Raw genomic sequence first — 19654 nt, 5'->3', positions numbered from 1 at the left:
GTTTTTGGAGTTATTTATGCTTCTGATGAAAGCAAAAATATAATATTGTTTATACTATTCATCGCTTTATATTTTATTTTAATTCGTGCGAGCATTCTACAAAATATAGTTATTGGATTAGATCATGGAACCATCAGGACTCCAGCAATGCCCTGGGCGGCCCCATTCAGGGGTTCCATATCGCCAATCCTTGGTAGCCAATGGGTATCGCATGATGCGTATAGCGGACATGGATGGCAGAACAGGTGGGCAAGCGTTGGCCACCTTATTCGTTCGGAGCACAGGCCGTCCTGCGGTGACTCTGGCGGCAACTCTCCAGGCTCGCTGCAAAAAAACCAGGTCAGCTTCTACGCCAAAGGCAATTACCGTGCGCTTACGGTAGTGGGTGATGCGCAGCCCTGGTCGCACATCGTTGCGTTGGAAGCCGCGCAGGGGGAATGTGCTCAGTCTTTCGCAATACGAGACAATGGCCTCGCTGTGCGGAACGCTGGGGCGTTGGAACTTGCAAATCCCTGGTAACTTGGCCATGATTCAGAACCACCAGCGCTATCAGCCAAACCGGCAACGAGGAAAGAAGGATGGATATGACCGGCGCCGACCACAGGCGATCGGCATTCTTGTTGTCGGCAACCAGGATCTAGTGAAAACGCAGCATTCCCATGATCATTAGTAGCTTTATCCAAGGAGAGGAAGGGCGCCTGATCATCCTTTTCCTCGCTGGCTTGGGCGCGGGGTTCATCAATGTTCTGGCTGGCGGTGGTTCCCTCCTTACCCTGCCGATCCTGATCCTTGTCGGTCTGAACCCCGTCATGGCCAACGGTACCAACCGCATCGGCATCTTGTTGGAAAACCTCACGGCCACCCATCGCTTTCACCAGCGGCAACTCATCGGGTTGAAGCAGGGTGGCATGCTCGCCCTATGGACCTTGCCCGGTGTGCTGAGTGGGACGCTGGCCGGCGTCTATATCAGCAACCTCTGGTTTCAGCGCATTCTCGTCGGCGTTCTGATCATCGGTGCCATCACTCTCCTGGTCCCGAACAAGATGGGCGCCGTGGCGAACAGCAGGACCGATGGTCAACCTTCCCCCTGGCTCTACCCAGCCCTCGTCGCCCTGGGTTTTTATGGTGGGTTCATCCAGGCCGGCATAGGTTTTCTCTTCATCCTGGTCCTGCGCCATCTGCTCATCCAGCATCTCCCCCAAGTGAACGCCTACAAGACCCTGATCATCGCCATCTACACCCTGCCGGCCCTGCTCATTTTTGCCTGGATGGGGGAGGTACGCTGGGAGATAGGCGCGACCATCGCCGTTGGCGGCGTCTTGGGCGCGTGGCTTGCCAGCAAGGTCACCCTGGACCGCCGAGGTGAACTGTGGATCAAGATCGCAGTCATGGTCATGGTAGGCGCCATGGCCTTCAAGTTATGGGTATAATTTCCACTACCATCGAGATGTCATGCAATGTTTGAAAATATCTGAAAAGTCGGGCCACCGTGACTTGCGCGCCAGATCGCACTATTCAACCGCAGGTTTGGGGGTTTTGCGCTACACTATGAGGTATATTTTTTATCCACCATGTGCTGTGTCTGCACAGCAGGAGAGGTGATATGCGTTGTCTGGTTACCAGTGCTCGCCCTTACGATAAACAATACCTCAGTGCCGCCAATCAGGGACGCCATGAATTGGTATTTGTCGAAACCACATTGAACGCCGATACGGCTTTTATTGCCCAGGGATACCCTGCCATTTGCCCCTTCGTGGATGACACACTGGATGCAAAAGCACTGGAAATTCTAGCGCGTTCGGGGGTTAAACTACTGGTGTTGCGCAGTACCGGGTTCAACCATGTGGATATCCCTGCTGCCGATAAATATGGCATCGCCGTCATGCGGGTACGCGATTATTCTCCTTTTGCGGTGGCCGAATATGCCGTTGGCTTGATGCTGACCCTGAACCGGCATCTGCATAAGGCATATAATCGGGTACGTGATGGTAATTTTCTTCTCGATGGCTTGCTGGGATTTGATATGCATGGCAAAACGGTGGGTATTGTCGGCACCGGAAAAATTGGCCTGGCACTGGCCCGGATTCTACACGGCATGGGCTGCCACTTGTTGGGCTATGACACGGTCGTCAATCCCGCCTGCCTGGAACTTGGCGTGGCGTATGTACCACTGGAAGAATTGCTCGCCAAAAGCCAAATCGTCAGCCTCCATGTACCGCTTTTCCCGGAAACCCGGCATCTGATCAATGCGGAACGGCTCGCCCAGATGCCTAATGGAGCCATGCTGATCAATACCAGCCGTGGTCCACTCATCGACACCACGGCACTCATTGCGGCCCTGAAAAGCGGTCACCTGGGTGCTGTGGGCCTGGATGTTTATGAAGAAGAGGCAGAATTATATTTCAAGGATCATTGTGATGACATTATTTGCGATGACAGTTTTGAACGGTTGCTTACCTTCCCCAACGTCATTGTTACTGGCCATCAGGCCTTTTTTACCCGTGAGGCACTGACCACCATTGCCAGGACCACGATCCAGAACCTGGATGACTACGGCGAAGGAAAGGATAATCCCAATTACGTTCACAGCAAGAAATGAAAACAGCTACTACGACAGTTCATTCAACTTAAGGAGTATTAGATCATGTCCGATCATGATAGCGAGACAGTTTCCCCTGAGCAGCGTTATTTGATGATTGCGGAAGCGGCCTATTTTCATGCCGAAAGTCGTGGTTTCCAAGAGGGCGATCCGGTTGCGGACTGGTTGGCAGCGGAGAAAGAGATAGATATTTTGCTCTGCCATACTTCCACGCCAAACACGGAAAAGAGCGCGAAGGAAACATTTGCGGATCATCTCGAAACACAACTCAAGGAATGGGACAAACAAATTTCCGGATTAAAGCGGAAGGCCAGGAAAATGGATGGCGATATCCGCCGCAATATCGACGCCCAGTTGGAAATACATCGCGCACAGCGTGCTACGGCAAAAAACAAACTCAAGGAACTGCGGCAACATGGTGCACATGGCTGGGAAGACATAAAGCAGGGAGCGGAGAAGGCCTGGAACGAAATCCACCAGACCATCAACAGGATTGCGGAGCACTTTAGATGACGGGACCATTTCTCCGCCACAAGACGGATAAAGTGGTCCACAATGCTTAATTCTGAGGATATTTCCCATGCCATTTCTTTCTTCCCAAGCAATTTTCTTCAGCACTGCCGACAAAGTAAGGCTTGAAGCAGATATTTATCCCACCCGCCATCCTTGGTGCGTACTTGCTCACGGAAAAAAATATGATAAAAATTCCTGGCAGGCATTGGCGACCGAAATGCAGGGATGGGGATGGACAGCGCTGGCTCCCAATTTCAGGGGGTATGGACAATCAGAACTGGGAGACGGCAGTCGTTACGACCAGGATATTCTTGCCAGCATTTCGTTTGCGCGTTCGGAACATGCTCGACCAATAGTCCTTTTGGGAGCCTCCATGGGAGGGGAAGCCGTTCTTGCAGCGCTTGCGGAAAGCGATCTACCTGTGGATGCGGTCATACTGCTGTCGCCCGCCGGAGGAACTGAATACTTACCGCGCCTGGCTGGCAAGGTCTCCTGCGGATTGCTCTTGTTCAGCGAAAATGAGGCCTATGCCGATCCCGCGCGCGTAATCGCTGGGCACTCCCCCTTCCCTATTCTCGTCAGAAGATGGCCTGGCAACTTACATGCGCACCATCTTTTGGATGATCCCGACTTGGGGCCGGAGGTTCGGTCCGCTATTGGGGACTTTTTGGTTCATCAAGTGGGCTTGAAAAATGCGGCGCGTTGATGGCGGCAACGGGGCATAGGAGGCGTTGGCACCTTCCCAAGATCGGTACCCACCAAGGGCCGCTATTGCTCCTGCTGGGGATCGCCATTGGCGTTCTTACGGGTCTGGGCGCCGTATTGTTTCACTATCTCATCGCCATAATTCACAACTTGGCCCTTTTGCAGCAGTTCAGTTTTCATCGAAGTCTGGGTACCCACACTCCGCCTTCTCCCTGGGGTTGGGCCTTGCCACTGGTACCAGCCCTGGGGGGCTTGGTCGTGATCTTCCTGGCCCGACACTACACGTCCGCTGTACAAGGACCGGGAGTGAGTCAGGTCATTGAGGCTGTTTACCGTGACGGTGGGCGCATACGCCGGAACCTTGCCGTACTCCGTCCGCTGGCCACCGCCATCACCATCGGCACTGGGGGTTCGGTCGGCTTGGAAGGGCCGGTCATGCAATTTGGGGCCGCGCTGGCCTCTTGGCTGGAACGCCTCATTCCCCTGAGCGATTATCGGCGCGTTCATCTGCTCGGCTGTGGTGTCGGTGCTGGTGTTGCCGCCTTTTTCAATGCACCGCTGGGCGGATGGCTTTTGGCCATGGAGGTGATCCTGCCCGATTGGCGGCCCTGGACCATCCTCTCGACGCTTTTCGCGACCATTGCCGCAAGCCGAACGAGCCAATTCTTTCTGGGCGATTTTTATCTTCTGCGCTCCATTCCCGTCGTGTCGGTGGGTCATGGATTCCAACTGTCTCTCTTTGCAGGACTGGGAATCGTCGCCGCCCTGGCTGCCATGGTGTTCATTGTCACTTTGAATGCAGTCACCACCTACAGCGAAAAGGTTTTCGGCAACCCCTACCTGCGCCTTGCGTTGGGGATGTTCCTGGTAGGACTGTTGTTGCTGCTGACCCTACACTGTACTGGTCACTACTATCTCATTGGCGGCAGCTATGTCGGGACCGATGAGATCTTGCGAGGACAGATCGGGACCATCGGGCTCCTGCTCTTGCTGCTCATATTGAAGCTCCTGGCCACCAGCCTCACCATCGGCTCGGGCGGGTCTGGTGGCATCTTCTCGCCTTCCCTGTTCATCGGTGCTGGTACCGGCGCCTTGTACGGACAATTACTGCTCTCTTGCCACCTGATACCCCCCGATCTCCTGGGTTTGCTCGCCCTCTGCGGCATGGCCGGAATCGTGGCGGCCAGCACCGGTGCCCTGCTCAGCGCACCGGTCATGGTGGTGGAGTTGACGGGCAACTATGGGGCCCTGCTACCCGCCATACTCACCGCCGTTACTGCCTTTGCCATTCGTCGCATGTTCCTCAAGGGTAGCATTTGGACGATTCCCCTGCGTCGTCATGGTCTGGATATTCCCGAAAACCACTATGCCCTGGAAGCGCGGGAGCCAGAACACTGAGGGTGCAGCATGGATAGATCAATCATCAGTTGCAGGATTAGCAGGATTAATGGTCGAACCCGGCTGCTCTGCCTTGGTACCCCAATAATCTGCCAATGCCTGCGAATCCAATAAAATCTCTCGCCGACCATTTCCATGACGATTACACCGCTTCAGAACATGAAGCCGTGAATCAATGGGTTGCTTGAACAACCTTGTCTGGATGCATCTGAGCGTAACGCGCATGCAAGGCCAGATTGAGCTTTAATACATTGACTACCGGCTCACCGATGAACCCCAACAAGGGATAGTGGGTGTTTTCCTGTACCAGGCGCTGCAGAACAGACCTGTCAATGCCTCCCGCCTTGGCGATCCGTGGTATCTGATAACGGGCAGCGGCAATGCTGATGTCGGGATCCAGTCCACTGGCCGATGAAGTCACGAGATCCACCGGAACCGGGCCTTTTTCTGTGGGGTCCGCCGCCTTGAGTGCCTTGACGCGAGCCGTCACATGTTGTGCCAGGGTCGGATTGTTGGGACCCAGATTGGATGCGCTGGACCCCGCCGCATTATAGGGCATCGGTGAAGTCGCGGAGGGACGACTCCAGAAATATTCCGGCTCACGGAAATATTGCCCAATCAACGCGGAGCCGACCACCCGTCCCTGTTCTTTGATCAGCGAACCATTCGCCTGATGGGGAAACAGTAGTTGACCGATCCCCGTCATGGTCAAGGGATAAATCAGCCCGGTTATCACCACCAACAGGAGAAAAAGCAGTAATGTATTCTTGACATCGCTCATGATGCCCGCCCAAAGGCCACGGTGATTCCATTCCGGTTCATACGATTTTGATGGATGCTCCATATCTTTGCTCATGACTTGCTCCTTCTACAAAACGGCCAGTAACATATCAATCAGCTTGATCCCGATGAAAGGCGCAACAATGCCTCCCAATCCGTATATCCAGACGTTTCGGCGCAGAATATGCTGCGCCGTGTCGGCGCGGAACTTGACCCCTTTCAAAGCCAGTGGAATCAAAATAGGAATAATCAACGCGTTGAAAATGACGGCGGACATGATGGCCGTATCCGGGGAACTCAAGTCCATGATGTTGAGTGCGGATAATTGCGGATAAGTGGAGATAAAAGCCGCCGGAATGATGGCAAAATACTTGGCGACGTCATTGGCCACACTGAAGGTGGTCAAGCCCCCCCGGGTCACCAACAACTGCTTGCCGATACGGACAATTTCCAACAGTTTCGTTGGGTTCGAATCCATATCCACCATGTTGGACGCTTCACGGGCCGCCTGGGTGCCACTGGCCATGCACAGCCCCACATCCGCCTGGGCCAGGGCGGGCGCGTCATTGGTGCCATCGCCCGTCATGGCTACCATGTAGCCTTCCTCCTGATACTGGCGGATACGGGCGAGCTTGGTTTCCGGTTTTGCTTCCGCCAGATAATCGTCCACCCCTGCCTCAGCAGCGATGGCAGCGGCCGTCAGGGGATTATCACCGGTCACCATCACCGTGCGAATGCCCATTTCTCTCAGTCCGGCAAAACGTTCCTTGATACCGCTTTTCACTATATCGCGGAGCTCAATGGCGCCCATAACCCGCGCGCCTGCGCATACCACCAAGGGAGTGGCGCCATTAGCGGCAATTTCCCCGACAATGGCATCCAGGCCTTCTGGCCAGACGCCCTGCAAAGCTTCTATCCAAATCCTGATAGCATCGGGAGCACCCTTGCGTAACTGTTGTCCGGCCCAATCGACCCCGCTCATGCGCGTATCTGCCGTAAAGGGAATCAAGGTGGCATCCGCAGGTAATGTTTCCGTATCGCCAGGAAAATACTTTAAAGCCAGAGTGACAATGCTTTTGCCCTCCGGGGTATCATCGGCCAATGAGGCACGGCGAGCGGCCTGACTGAACTCTGCCTCCGAGAATCCGGAAACCGGATAAAACGCCGCCGCTGACCGATTGCCATAAGTGATGGTGCCGGTTTTGTCCAGCAGGAGGACATCCACGTCCCCGGCAGCTTCTATGGCCCGACCGGAGGTAGCGACGACATTGGCCTTCAGTAGGCGAACGATGCCGGAAATACCAATCGCCGGTAACAGCGCACCGATGGTGGTGGGAATCAGACAAACCAGCAAGGCCACCAGAACCGGCAGACTGATGACCGAACCCGAATGGCTGGCGTAATGGACGCTGTACCAGGAAAACGGATACAAGGTAATCGTCACCACCAGAAACACCAGGGTCAAAACGACCAAAAGAATACTCAGTGCCACTTCATTGGGCGTTTTACGCCGTGCCGCCCCTTCCACCATACCAATCATTCTATCCAGAAAGGTATTTCCGGCTTCCTGGGTCACCCGTACAATGAGCCAATCCGAGATCACACGGGTGCCGCCGGTCACGGCGCTGCGATCTCCCCCACCTTCCCGAATGACCGGTGCGCTTTCCCCGGTAATGGCACTTTCATCCACCGCCGCCACTCCCGCGATGGCCTCACCATCCGTCGGGACAAAGTCACCCGCCTCCACCAGGATGATATCGCCCACCCGCAAACTGGCTCCGGGCACCTCCTTATAACCCGCATTTCTCTCCGCCTTGGCCAGTTTTTTGGCGACCATTTCATGGCGGCTTTGCCGCAAGCTGTTGGCCTGGGCTTCGCCCTGCCGTTCCGCAAGCGCTTCCCCATAATTGGCGAACAGCAGTGTCAGCCAGAGCCAGAGATCAATGACACCGGTGAATAAGGCTTCATCATTGCGCGCTATCAGGTCGTGGAAAAACAAGGCCAACAACAGCCAGGAGCCGATATAGACGACAAACATCACCGGATTGCGCATTTGCACCCGGGGCGAAAGCATATTAAAGCTATCCCAGAGCGCCCCTTTGCTCTGGGCCTTCCAGTCAATCGGATTCACATCACGTTTATGCGTAGATTCCATCGTCAGGATTCCTTTAATGCGTCAGCAGATGACTGACCGGTGCCAATTGCTCGGCAATCGGTCCCAATGCCAGTGCCGGGAAGAAATTCAATGCCCCGACCAGCAGAATCACCCCCACCGTCAAGCCAACAAAAATGGGGGTATGGGTGGCCAAGGTGCCGGACCCTGCCGGGGTTTTCTTTTTCTCTGCCAAGGCGCCGGCAAGGGCCAGCAACGGCAGATACACCCAGTAACGGCCGAACAACATACACATGCCCGTCAACAGGTTGTAAAACCGGGTGTTGCTGCTGAGTCCGCCAAAGGCGCTGCCGTTGTTGTTGGCGGGGCTGGTTACGGCATAAAGCATTTCGCTGAAACCATGGGGGCCCGGATTGAACACGCCGGCCCGCCCCGCCTCCGTGGTCACGGCAATGGCAGTGCCGATCAGCACCAGCAACGGCATGACCAAAATGGACAGGGACGTCATCTTGATTTCAAACGAGCCGATTTTTTTGCCCAAAAACTCCGGTGTGCGCCCGACCATCAGGCCACCCAGGAATACCGCGAAGATCATGAAGGCCAGAAAGCTGGCGAGACCGGAACCGACTCCACCGAAAACCACTTCACCGAGCTGCATCAAAAACAGATTGATCCCGCCGCTGAGGGGGATGAAGGAGTCATAGGCGCTATTGGCTGCTCCCGTGGAAGTCGCGGTCGCCACCGTTGCCCAAAGCGCGGAGGCACCTGCTCCGATGCGGTCTTCCACGCCCTCCATATTGCCGCCCCCGGCAAGATCCGGACGGTTTGCCTGAATCACACCCAACTGCTGAAAAAGGGGATTCCCGGCCAGCTCGAAATGCTGGCTGACCAGGGTCAGCGGGATAAACAGGATCAACATGGAAACCAGGATAGCCCAGGCCGTCTTCCTGGCTTTGGTCATATGTCCAAACAGAAAAACCAGGCCTACCGGGATGAGGATCATCGCCACCGTTTCCAGAAAGTTGGTCAATCCGGTGGGATTTTCAAAGGGATGGGCATCATTCATGTTGAAAAAGCCACCGCCATTGTTCCCCAGCATCATGATGGCTTCCTGGGATGCCACCGGCCCGATGTGGATGACCTGCTGAAGAATGGTCTTGCCTCCCGCAGTGAAGGGAGCGATCAGGTCCGCATGGACAGCGCCACCCAAGGTCTGAACGACCCCTTGTTGCATGAGTATCAATGCAAAAACTATCGCCAAGGGCAGCAAGACATAGAGCACCGTCCGGGTCATATCTACCCAGAAATTACCGAGTTTTTTGGTGTTATGGCGGACAAGGGCACGGATAATCGGCAGCAGAATCACGATTCCGGTGGCCGCCGAGAGGAAATTCTGCACCGTCAGACCCAACATCTGGGACAGGTAGCTCATGGTGGAACCACCGGAATAGTCCTGCCAGTTGGTGTTGGTGAGAAAACTCACCGCCGTGTTGAAGGCGGAGCCGGGTGCGACCCCGGAAAAATGCTGGGGATTGAAAGGCAAGTGGCCTTGCAAGAGGAGCAATACATATAAAAACAGCCCCCCGGCCAGATTAAACATCAGGATGGCCAAGGCGTAGCGCTTCCAGTCCATCTCTCTTTCCGGAGAAGTGCCAATCAAGCGATAGGTCAGACGTTCAACGGGCCCCAGCACGCGGGATGCCCAGAACACTTCCCCCCCATAAACCCGATGCATGTAAGCACCGAGCGGCATGGCCAGAAGAATGGTCACCACCAGAAGAAGGGCGGTTAACAGCAGCGTGGGGATCATAAGAATTTCTCCGGATAAATCAGAAAAGCCAGCAGATAGACGAAAAGCAAGGCGCCTAGTCCGAGCCCGATCCATGCAAAAGCGGTCATTTGACACTCCTGAGCTTATCGAGAAGGTGTACTGCCCCCATGGAAGCTACAAAAAAGGCAAGAATAATAATTCCATAAACGATTACCATCACCAGCTCCTTATATATTCATGCAGACATGAACGAAATGGCCATGAACAGCATGTAAGCGTAACCAGGCCTGATCTATAAATTCCATATAATCCGTCTATAAATCCCGTATAAAATGCCCTTTAGTTGGCGCATTCATTCGCTTTCTTGGTCTTCTCCAGGATTTCACTTATGCTCAACGCAGCGAGCACAGAAACCAGGGAACACCACCATGAGAAATCGTCCCCAGTACCCAAGGTCCAGGCATGGTCGATAAAGACCGCGACGATGCTCGTCCTGATCCCGATGCACTATTGGCCCAGGTGCAGCAGGAAGAAGCCAAACAACAGCGGGGGAGGCTGAAGATTTTTTTTGGAGCGGCTCCAGGGGTGGGCAAAACCTTCGCCATGCTGCGTTTTGGGCAACAAGAAATGGCCAAGGGTACGGATGTACTGGTGGGCATCGTGGAAACCCATCAGCGTCCTGAAACCCAGTCTTTGGCAGACACTTTACCGATGTTGCCGCGCCAGCACTTGCCCTATAAAAACGTGGTACTGGAAGAATTTGATCTGGATGCAGCCCTCAGTCGTCGACCCGGCCTGCTCTTGCTGGATGAACTGGCCCACAGCAATGCCCCGGGATCGCGTCACAAAAAACGTTGGCAGGATCTGGAAGAACTCCTGGATGCCGGTATTTCGGTGGCCACCACTGTCAATGTTCAGCATCTGGAAAGCGCTCATGAAGTCGTCCAGCAGGTCACGGGCATCAAAGTGCAGGAAACCATACCAGACCACCTGATCCAGCAGGCTGATGAGGTCGTTCTGGTGGACATCAGCGATGAAGACCTGCTCCAGCGCCTCAAAGAAGGTAAAGTGTATTTGGGGGATCGCGGCCAACGCGCGATGTCCCATTTTTTCCGCAAGGGTAATCTGATTGCCTTGCGCCAACTGGCGCTGCGCCTGGTGGCAGACCGGGTCGATTTGGAGTTGCGCCAATTTCATCAGCAGAATCCCCAGGAGGCACGTCGCGGTGGGAGCCGGGATCGGTTGCTGGCGGCGATCAGCGGACGGCCCGAGGATGAGCATCTGGTACGCGCGGCTTATCACCTGGCTACGGCGCAAAGGGCGGATTGGTTGGTCATTCATGTGGATACGCCACGCGGTCTGATGCAAAAAGCCGAAACCCAGGCGTGGATCTGGAACCATCTGCATCTTGCCGAAAGCCTGGGTGCAGAAACTGCACGCCTGACCGGCGTGAATGTTGGCGCGGAAATCATGGCCTATGCGCGACTACGTGACGTCACCCAGATTGTGCTGGGTCAGGCGCAAGGTTTACGGAAATACTTATGGTGGTGGCCTGGATCATTGACGGCGCACCTCCTCAACAGTGAACGCAGCATGGATATCATCGTGCATCCATTGCCTGCAAAACAACCCATTTCAGAAGATCAACGCTTGCGCAACCAGCAATATCTGGGGGTCATGGATTCCCCGACGCATCGCCACACCCGAAACCGCAATTTCTTGATCAGCGGATTGCTGGGACTGGCACTCAGCGGCATAGCCTGGACATTGGCCACTTACCTGGGCTTTGCAGGAATTTTCATGCTGTATATGCTCGGAGCGGTTGGCGTAGCGCTGCTTTTTGGACGCTGGCCTTCCCTGATCACTTTCGTCACCGCCGCAATCAGCTACTACTCTTTTGGATTGGGTAAGGGATTACCAACTACCTTGGGCTCACTCGCCTATTTTGCACTGATTCTGTCCCTGATTCTTTTGATCAGTCAGCTGGTGGCTCGTTCTCGAGATCAGGAACTGATGGCACGCATCCGTGAGCGGCGAGCGCGTAATCTCTATCAATTGGTGCAGGTATTGAGTAGTGCGCGCGGAAAGGAAGGGATACTCAACGCGAGCATCGAAAAGTTGGAACAGACCCTGGGCATTTCTGTCGCCTTCTGGCTGCCCGCCACGGAAAATGCTGAAGGGCCGCTACGTTTGTTCCCTGAGATGGACGAGACTGACGACTTGCTGCGGAAATTCCAGGCGGCAGCGCGCTGGAGTTTCCACAACAAGAAAAATGCAGGCATGAGCACCAATACGCTGGCCGATCTGCCCGCACTGTTCATGCCCATGCTCGTCAACGAGCGCGCTCTGGGCGTTGTCATGCTTTCCGATCTCGACTTGCGCCGTGCCCCCACCGATTGGCTGCGTTTTCTGGAGACCGTGGTGCGTCTGATCGCGGTCGCCCTGGATTCCGCCCAGGCTTCCTTGCAACGTACGGAGGCTGATATTCGGTTACGCGTCGAACAACTGCAAAATGCCCTATTGGGTGCAGTATCTCACGACCTGAGAACGCCACTTGCCGGCGTGCTGGGAACCGCGACCACCCTGCTGCGTAATGCCCAAGGACTCAGTGCGGAAGATCACACGCTGCTGGAAAACATCCGGGAACAAACCGAAAAAATGGCACATACGGTGGATCGTATATTACATATGGCCGCGTTGCAGTCCGGACGCCTCCAGATTCAGAAAGAATGGACTCCACTGGAAGACTTGCTGGTAACGGTCCGCGATCAGGTAAAATCCCTCTGCACAGAGCATCCGTTGCAAACCCGAATTGCCAGAGACTTGCCCATGTTGCATGTTGATCCCCAATTGATTGGGCAGGTCCTGACCAATCTCGTGGAGAATGCCTGCCGGTACAGTCCGGCGGGCCGGGCTATTGAACTGGAAGCCTATGCTGATGATAAAGAGATTTTCGTGTGTGTCATTGATCATGGATTCGGTGTTCCTCCCGGTCGGGAACAGGAAATCTTTGGTCGTTTCAGTCAGGTCAAGCCGCCCGTGGGACTGGGTGGGAGTGGCCTGGGATTGGCCATCTGCAAGGCCATCATCGAACTGCATGACGGGCGTATCTGGGTGCGCAACCGAGTTGCCGTACGGGGTGCGGTGTTCTGTTTTGCCATTCCACGAGAAGCTGAACCTCCATTACCCTCCGATGAAGAGTAAAAAATGACACATGACCATGGCGTAAACATGGATATTCTGCTGGTAGAAGATGATCCGAGCATAGGCGCTTTTCTCCAGTCTGCCATAAACCGCGAGCCTGGTTATTGCCTACATTGGGAACGCACATTAAAAGACGCCTGGAAAGCTTATGAAAATTATCAAATAAGCAACGGATATCCGTTTACCCTTCTGCTTCTGGATCTGGGTTTGCCGGATGGTGACGGCCAAACACTGATCCGTCGTTTACGTGCCCAAAGAGGAAAGCAGCCGTTGATTATGGTGATCTCGGCCCGAGGCAATGAAGCAGACAAGGTTCAGGCCCTGGATGAGGGTGCTGATGACTACCTGACCAAGCCCTTTAGCATCGGTGAACTCTTGGCTCGCCTGCGGGCCCATCTGCGCAAAAAGCCGACCGGCATGGTGGAGGAAAACGCACAATGGGTTATTGGGGAGTTGGAACTAGATGATTTTGCACATAGTGTACGCAAAAAGGGAGTCCCGGTTGATTTGACTCCCAAGGAATACCAACTATTACACCTCCTGGCCAGCAATCAGGGGCGGGTATTGTCCTATCGGACTATCCTCGCAGCCATATGGGGATCGCACAGCATCGATCAGAAACATTATGTACGTCTCTATGTCAAACGATTACGGGAAAAAATCGAAGACGATCCAGAAATTCCCCAATACCTGCTTACGGAAAAAGGCATAGGCTATCGACTTGTCGAACACCGTAAAGCAACTGAGTAAATCCTGTGTTCAGATGATTTTGGCGGCCATGAGATAGGCTTGTTGGCTCTATTCTATCCCCTGGCTGCCAAAAGCGCTGATTGAACAGTCAGTGGTTACCGGATCCATCCCCAGCGGGTGCTCCAGACTTTTCCTTGGCCATCTCCGCTTTCAGACGGGCGAGGTCATCCTCCACACCGCTGCTGGCCCGCACCTGATCCATGTCCTTGTCCGTTTGACTGCGATGATCCAGGGGATCGTTAAGAGCGCCCGATTCAATAAGTCCATCCATGGCGGTGGCCTTGGATTCCATCTGCTCGGTACGATCCTGCGCCCTGCGCATGGCCTCACCGGCGTCATCCATCCCCTTGCCGATGCCGGTCAGGGATTCTCCCGCCTTGACTTCGGCCGAGGCTGCCGTCATCTCGCTTTTCATGACTTCTTTTTGGGTACGGAACTGTTCAATATGATCCTGCAGTTTTTGTTCATAGTCCTGCAGCTTTTGGGACTGCGCCGCTACCGCATCGTGGGCCTCCTTGAGGCTGGCGAGTTTCTGCAGTTCGGACTGCTTCTGGGCCAGTTCGGCCCGGGCCAGATCTTCACGATTGGCCGCCAGCGCCGTTTTGGCATCGGCATCGGCCTTGTCTGCGGCTTTCTGTGCCTGCGCCATCTGACTTTCCAGAGAGACTTTTTCGGTCACCACATCGGCCAGATGCCGTTTGGTTTCCTGCAGATTGCTGATCATTTTTTCATAGGAAAGATCCAGGGTTTCCGAAGGATCCTCGGCATTATTGAGAAAATGATTGATCTTGCCCTGCAGTATTTCCGAAGCATGCTTGAATAATGACATGAATTCACTCCTTGCGATGACTATCGCTCTTTAATCGTTGACCGGGATGACCAATTGCGGACTCAGGCCATCCACCAGCGCGTCGGCATTTTCCATGGCTTTCACCGCCGTACCGACGGCGAAAAATTCGATGATATGGGGCTTCCAGTTATGACTGCCTTCGTGCAGTTGCACACCGGTGATCCCGTCCGCCTGGGCTTCCTGGGCCTCATGCTGCATCCGTTCCATGGCCAGTTCACGGGCGTCGTACATGGCCTGGGTGAATTGCTCCATTTCCGTATTGCGGCCAATGTTGCCCATGGATTTCAGCATCCCCTGGTGCGCGACATGATACACACAGGAGCCCATGACCATTTCCATGGGCCGATACCCCGCCTGCAGGAGCATCCAGAAGTCCTGGCCACTCAGATCGCTGGTGAAGGGCTTACCACCGACTCCCTTGAAACCCGACGCACCGCTGCGATGGGCAATGGCTGTACCAATGGCCATGAATTCGAGAATGTCCTGATCCCATTCCATGCGCTTCACTTCCAGACGCACGCCGACGATACCGTCGGCCTGCAACAGAATGGATTCCTGTTCCATGCGGCTGATGGCCAGTTCCCGTGCCTGGTACATGGCCTGGGAAAGCACATCCATTTCCATGTTCTGATTCCAGTTTCCATACTGGATACCCATGTGATAAATGCAGGACCCAACCACCAGACCCAAAGGCTCGAATTTGGCCTTGCGCACCATCACAAATTCATTGACGGACAAATCTGAAGTAAATATGCCCTCATGGCTACCCTGCGAACGCAGCCCTTTGAGACGTTCTATGGCATGGGGAGCGAGATGTTCTGCACTATCGGTCATATCAAATCCTTTTTTAAATGAGCGGCAGGAGTCAGGGGATGATCCGCCAGCGATACCATGGGCAGCAGTTCATGTTGCGGCGGATTTTGGGGTAAATAGCTGATGGCGGTACCAATACTGATGTGGCGGCAAAGAAAACGTTCGGGATTGTCCTGATCGGCAGCCACTCGAATCAGTTGGGTATAACTGGTATGCGCAAGGACACCCGCAGCCATTTTGCGGCCATCCTCGCGCAAGTCATACAAGGCCCGGCGGCGGACATTTTCCTGAAAAGTGGAAAGATCGGTGATTTCCATATTCCAGTAACGGGCCGCAAAAGGCGCCTGCTGCGAAGCCTGATCGGCAACGGTTCCCATCCACGGCATGTACCAGTCAAAATTTGCCCCGATGGCAATACCTACGGGAACCACACCATCCTCCAGCAAGCGCACAAATTCCAGGGCCGATACCGTGGCAACGACGGGCACTGCCGCAGGGGGAATGCCCGCCAGACGAATAGCCGTGCCGGTGACCCCGTAATCCATGTCCTCCCCTTGGCCGTGCCGCACTTTCATGCGCACATCCACAATGGCATTGGCGCCCAGGGCAATGGCCTCCAGACGCATGCGCTCGACGGCCGTGTGCCAACCGTCATAGTGCCCCTGAGTCCAGGAGTAGCCAAAGTGATACCAGCAATTGCCGGTGACCATGCCAATGGGCTGAACGCCGTGACTACGCTGCAAGAGCAGCTCGGCGGCATTGGCCGTACTGATCCAGGGCAATTGCCCCCGACTGGTCTGAAACAGGCGACTTTGCACAAAATTGGGGAGGCGGCGCTGTTGCAAGGCCTGTTCCCATTCTGAATAACGCTGCATTTCCTCGGGAGTTTGCGAACGTATGCCCTGACTCACGTTATGTCCCAGATTCTCGGCAGCTCGCTGTGCGTCCTGGGTTACTTCTTCAATACCATGTTTGATCTTGTCCCAGATGGACATAGAGCCTCCTTGCCCTTACCCCATGAGAAAATCGTGCAATGTATTGCTGGCGCCCTGCATTTCTCCGGATAAATCCCCGAGATCTTTCATCAGACTTTCCAGCCAGGCAGCGAGGGGTAAATCCTCGTGTTTAAGGACCACCCCATGCACGGTCTTGGTACGTACGGTAGAAATGTGCGTGCCTTCCTGAGTAAGCAGATAATCGTTGTTATCGGTATGAATGGTGATGCTGTGGACATGACTGGTTTTGGCAAAAAACCCATCTTTTTTCCGCTCGACTTCGACCATACCGGGCACATCCCCTTCCAGTCTGGCCGCCAATCCTTCTATGAAAGCCTTCATATCGCTTTGCGCGCGCCTGATCCAGGCGGTACTTTGATCAAAATCCGTGCTCATGGAGGGCCTCCCACCCTTTTTTGCCACACCAGCGCTTTCCATAAAAGCAAAAGCTCAAAGTTGGACCGCCAATTTTGACGATAGTTCGTTTTTTCTTCAGCCGTGTTTTTTCCGGGTGGCGGATTCAGACGCATACCCTGAGGGTGGGTTACGGCACGGGAGTTCTCAGAAAGCGCGCCTCAACGAGGCACCTGAATACGCTATGGCTACGGCAAGCCGCCCCGTCAGGCCGGGCGGGCTTCCCAGGGCCGCATCCATTTCAAACGCAAACTGTTGCTGAGCACAAATACCGAAGACATGCCCATGGCCAGTCCCGCCAGCATGGGATTGAGCTGAAAACCCCAGGGTATCAGCACCCCGGCGGCCACCGGTATCAAGAGGATGTTGTAAAAAAACGCCCAGAATAAATTGCCACGGATGGTCGCCATGGTTTTCCGTGCCGCCTGAATGGCCGTCACCAGTGCGGCGAGATCCCCATGGGTCAGGGTCAGGTCGGCAGTCTCCATCGCAATATCGGTACCGGTGGCCATGGCCAGGCCCACATCGGCCTGGGCCAAGGCGGGAGCATCATTGATCCCGTCCCCCACAAATGCCACCTTGTCCCCCTGACATTGCAACAGTTTGACGATATGAGCCTTCTCCTGGGGCAGCACCTCGGCATGAAATGTGGGCAATTGCAGGCTTTCCGCAAGATGACGTGCCGCAGCCTGGCTATCACCGGTAATCATCACCAAACGCAGCCCCATACGGGTCAACTGCCGGATGACCGCTGCCGATTCGGGGCGTATCTGGTCCTGAATGGCGATCTTCCCGGACAGATGACCATCTTCGGCAAGGTAAATCCAGGTTCCGACGGATTGATCGTCAGCCCGGTAGAATTTGTCCGTCGCGATGCCATGTTCCCGCATCCAGGCGGCAGATCCCAGCAGTACTTGCCGATCATGCACGACACCTTCAACTCCCCGCCCAGGGCTAGCCTGAAATTGACTGACCGGAGGCACGCTGATCTGCCCTTCCCTGGCAGCGGTGACAATGGCTTGGGCCAGCGGATGCTCCGAGGCCGATTCCAAAGCAGCAGCCAGTTTCAGAATCCGCTGGGGATTATCCGCCATGATCTCTCCAAGCGTGGGTTTTCCCGAAGTCAGGGTACCTGTCTTGTCCAGACAGATCGTGTTCACCTGCGCCAATGTCTCCAGCGCCAGGCCTCTGCGGAACAGCACCCCCAGCTCAGCAGCACGCCCGGTGCCCACCATCACCGCTGCGGGTGTCGCAAGCCCCATGGCGCAAGGACAGGCCACCACCAGCACCGCCACGGCTGACAATACGGCGATGCTGATGGCCGGGCTTGGTCCCAGTAACAACCAGAGGATGAAACTGAGCAGGGCGATGACAATGACCAGCGGCGTAAATACCCGGACAACACGATCCGCCAGCCCCTGAATCGGCAATTTGCCCGCCTGGGCCTGCTCGACCATGCGAATGATGTGGGCCATGACGGTATCCTGACCGACGGCTTTGGCTTCTATGATCAGCCGGCCCGTACCATTGACCGTAGCGCCCATGACCGTATCTCCCGCTTGCTTGTGCTCGGGGAGAGGCTCCCCGGTCAGCATGGAAGCATCGACATAGGATTCTCCTTCCAGCACGATGCCATCCACTGGCAGGCGCTCCCCAGGCCTGACCAGCAGATGATCTCCCGCCCGAATCTGGTTGAGGGGCACCCTCTGCTCCTGCCCATCTCTGAGTAGCAGGGCATCCTTGGCCTGCAGGCTGGCCAGATGACGAATCGCCTGCGATGCCCTCCCCTTGGCCAGTTCTTCCAGATATTTGCCCAGCAGAATGGCGGCAATCACTACCGCTGCAGAGTCAAAATACACATGTGCACCCACCTGCCGGAACCATTCCGGGAAAACCAGCACTGTCATACTGAATAGCCAGGCAGCTCCGGTTCCCGTGGCTACCAGGGAATTCATGTCGGGAGACAAATGCCGGTAGGCGATCAGGCCGGGACGAAAAAAACGCCGGCCCGGACCCACCAGAGCCAGAGTCGCCAGCAATGCCTGTATCCAGTCCCAGAATCGGGCAAAAGGAGCGGTGTGCTGCAACCAGGCCCCCAGTCCGGGAAAAAGCATCGGCCCCATGGCCAGCCCCAAAATGGGCAATGCGAGCAGTAGGGCCAGTATCAAGTCAAAGCGCATCTGCCGAAGCAATCTGGCCTTGCGATCTTCGTTCCTGTTGTCCGCATGGACCGACCGGGCCTCATAACCCGCATCGACAATGGCGGCTATCAACTGATTGGGATCCGTACTATCCGGGAAATAGGCCACCATGGCGCGTTCCGTGGCCAGATTGACGCTGGCTGACAGCACACCCGAAACCTTGTCGAGAGCCCGTTCCACCCGACTGCTACAAGAGGCACAGGTCATCCCGTCCACCTCCAGTTCAGTGTGGGCCACGACGGCTTGATAACCAATATCGTTAATTGCAGCCGCGAGAATCTTCGGACTGGTTTGCGCTGGATCAAAGTCCACCGCCGCCCGTTCGGTACTCAAATTCACCGTGGCATGCACCCCCGGCAAACGATTCAAGCTGCGCTCCACCCGACTGCTGCAGGACGCGCAGGTCATACCTTCCACACCGATTTCCAGATGCTGCATTTCGCTCCCGTTCCACTTCGTGACTGCGACAGACTGTACATGACCGATGGACAGATCCTATCGTTGTAGCCAATTGTAATGTCAATCCATGCCCCTTGATCCCTCACTGA

The 19654-nt window shown here is 55.2% G+C and carries 16 protein-coding genes; 7 read left to right on the top strand and 9 right to left on the bottom strand.

The window, feature by feature from the left end; all coding sequences use genetic code 11:
* Window positions 1-659 precede the first annotated feature (659 nt).
* The 5 genes from ACJU26_RS05220 (at window position 660) to ACJU26_RS05200 (ending at window position 5215) form a co-directional block, all read left to right on the top strand.
* Window positions 660-1430 carry a sulfite exporter TauE/SafE family protein gene (locus ACJU26_RS05220; RefSeq protein ID WP_414041466.1) on the top strand — a complete coding sequence of 257 codons (771 nt, stop codon included), beginning with the start codon at window positions 660-662 and terminating at the stop codon, window positions 1428-1430.
* Window positions 1431-1603: 173 nt separating this feature from the next.
* A complete protein-coding gene (locus tag ACJU26_RS05215) occupies window positions 1604-2599 on the top strand; it encodes a 2-hydroxyacid dehydrogenase (protein ID WP_414041465.1) in 996 nt (331 codons plus the stop codon).
* Between the two features lie 45 nt (window positions 2600-2644).
* Window positions 2645-3112 (top strand): DUF2934 domain-containing protein, encoded by a 468-nt coding sequence (locus tag ACJU26_RS05210; protein WP_414041464.1) that lies wholly within the window; start codon window positions 2645-2647, stop codon window positions 3110-3112.
* Window positions 3113-3179: 67 nt separating this feature from the next.
* On the top strand, window positions 3180-3818 hold the full coding sequence (locus tag ACJU26_RS05205; protein ID WP_414041463.1) for an alpha/beta hydrolase: 639 nt from the start codon (window positions 3180-3182) through the stop codon (window positions 3816-3818).
* Complete coding sequence (locus tag ACJU26_RS05200) at window positions 3818-5215, top strand: chloride channel protein (RefSeq protein WP_414041462.1); 1398 nt, start codon at window positions 3818-3820, stop codon at window positions 5213-5215. The genes ACJU26_RS05205 and ACJU26_RS05200 overlap by 1 nt, the downstream gene beginning before the upstream one ends.
* Window positions 5216-5387: 172 nt before the next feature.
* Here the strand turns inward: ACJU26_RS05200 and kdpC are convergent, their stop codons facing one another.
* The 4 genes from kdpC to ACJU26_RS05180 form a co-directional block, all read right to left on the bottom strand.
* Window positions 5388-5996: a potassium-transporting ATPase subunit KdpC gene (gene kdpC, locus ACJU26_RS05195; RefSeq protein ID WP_414041932.1), complete on the bottom strand. Its 609-nt coding sequence runs from the start codon at window positions 5994-5996 to the stop codon at window positions 5388-5390.
* An 87-nt stretch (window positions 5997-6083) separates the two neighbouring features.
* The gene (kdpB, locus tag ACJU26_RS05190; protein ID WP_414041461.1) at window positions 6084-8150 is read right to left on the bottom strand and encodes a potassium-transporting ATPase subunit KdpB; all 2067 of its coding nucleotides are present in this window, start codon (window positions 8148-8150) and stop codon (window positions 6084-6086) included.
* 13 nt (window positions 8151-8163) lie between these two features.
* Window positions 8164-9918: a potassium-transporting ATPase subunit KdpA gene (kdpA, locus tag ACJU26_RS05185; RefSeq protein WP_414041460.1), complete on the bottom strand. Its 1755-nt coding sequence runs from the start codon at window positions 9916-9918 to the stop codon at window positions 8164-8166.
* Window positions 9915-10007: a K(+)-transporting ATPase subunit F gene (locus ACJU26_RS05180; protein WP_414041459.1), complete on the bottom strand. Its 93-nt coding sequence runs from the start codon at window positions 10005-10007 to the stop codon at window positions 9915-9917. Before ACJU26_RS05180 ends, kdpA begins: the two co-directional genes overlap by 4 nt.
* A 334-nt stretch (window positions 10008-10341) precedes the next feature.
* Between ACJU26_RS05180 and ACJU26_RS05175 the strand changes: the two genes are divergently transcribed.
* Both ACJU26_RS05175 and ACJU26_RS05170 read left to right on the top strand, forming a co-directional pair.
* Entirely contained in the window at window positions 10342-13083 is a 2742-nt protein-coding gene (locus ACJU26_RS05175) for an ATP-binding protein (RefSeq protein ID WP_414041458.1), read from the top strand.
* 27 nt (window positions 13084-13110) lie between these two features.
* Entirely contained in the window at window positions 13111-13833 is a 723-nt protein-coding gene (locus tag ACJU26_RS05170; RefSeq protein WP_414041457.1) for a response regulator transcription factor, read from the top strand.
* A gap of 88 nt (window positions 13834-13921) precedes the next feature.
* Here ACJU26_RS05170 and ACJU26_RS05165 read toward each other — a convergent pair whose 3' ends face one another.
* The 5 genes from ACJU26_RS05165 to ACJU26_RS05145 all read right to left on the bottom strand — a co-directional run bounded on the left by ACJU26_RS05165 (window position 13922) and on the right by ACJU26_RS05145 (window position 19544).
* Window positions 13922-14662, bottom strand: coding sequence for a PspA/IM30 family protein (locus ACJU26_RS05165; protein WP_414041456.1), 741 nt, complete (start codon window positions 14660-14662; stop codon window positions 13922-13924).
* A gap of 30 nt (window positions 14663-14692) precedes the next feature.
* Window positions 14693-15517: a heavy metal-binding domain-containing protein gene (locus ACJU26_RS05160; protein WP_414041455.1), complete on the bottom strand. Its 825-nt coding sequence runs from the start codon at window positions 15515-15517 to the stop codon at window positions 14693-14695.
* Window positions 15514-16491, bottom strand: a complete 978-nt coding sequence (locus ACJU26_RS05155; protein WP_414041454.1) for a heavy metal-binding domain-containing protein — start codon at window positions 16489-16491, stop codon at window positions 15514-15516. Before ACJU26_RS05155 ends, ACJU26_RS05160 begins: the two co-directional genes overlap by 4 nt.
* Window positions 16492-16506: 15 nt before the next feature.
* Window positions 16507-16887, bottom strand: a complete 381-nt coding sequence (locus tag ACJU26_RS05150) for a hypothetical protein (RefSeq protein ID WP_414041453.1) — start codon at window positions 16885-16887, stop codon at window positions 16507-16509.
* Window positions 16888-17111: 224 nt separating this feature from the next.
* Window positions 17112-19544 carry a heavy metal translocating P-type ATPase gene (locus ACJU26_RS05145; protein WP_414041452.1) on the bottom strand — a complete coding sequence of 811 codons (2433 nt, stop codon included), beginning with the start codon at window positions 19542-19544 and terminating at the stop codon, window positions 17112-17114.
* Window positions 19545-19654: the final 110 nt, after the last annotated feature.

It is taken from the genome of Acidithiobacillus sp. M4-SHS-6, from assembly GCF_047421495.1.
In the GTDB taxonomy this organism is placed as follows: Bacteria; Pseudomonadota; Gammaproteobacteria; order Acidithiobacillales; family Acidithiobacillaceae; genus Acidithiobacillus.
This window is presented reverse-complemented; position numbering and strand designations above follow the sequence as displayed.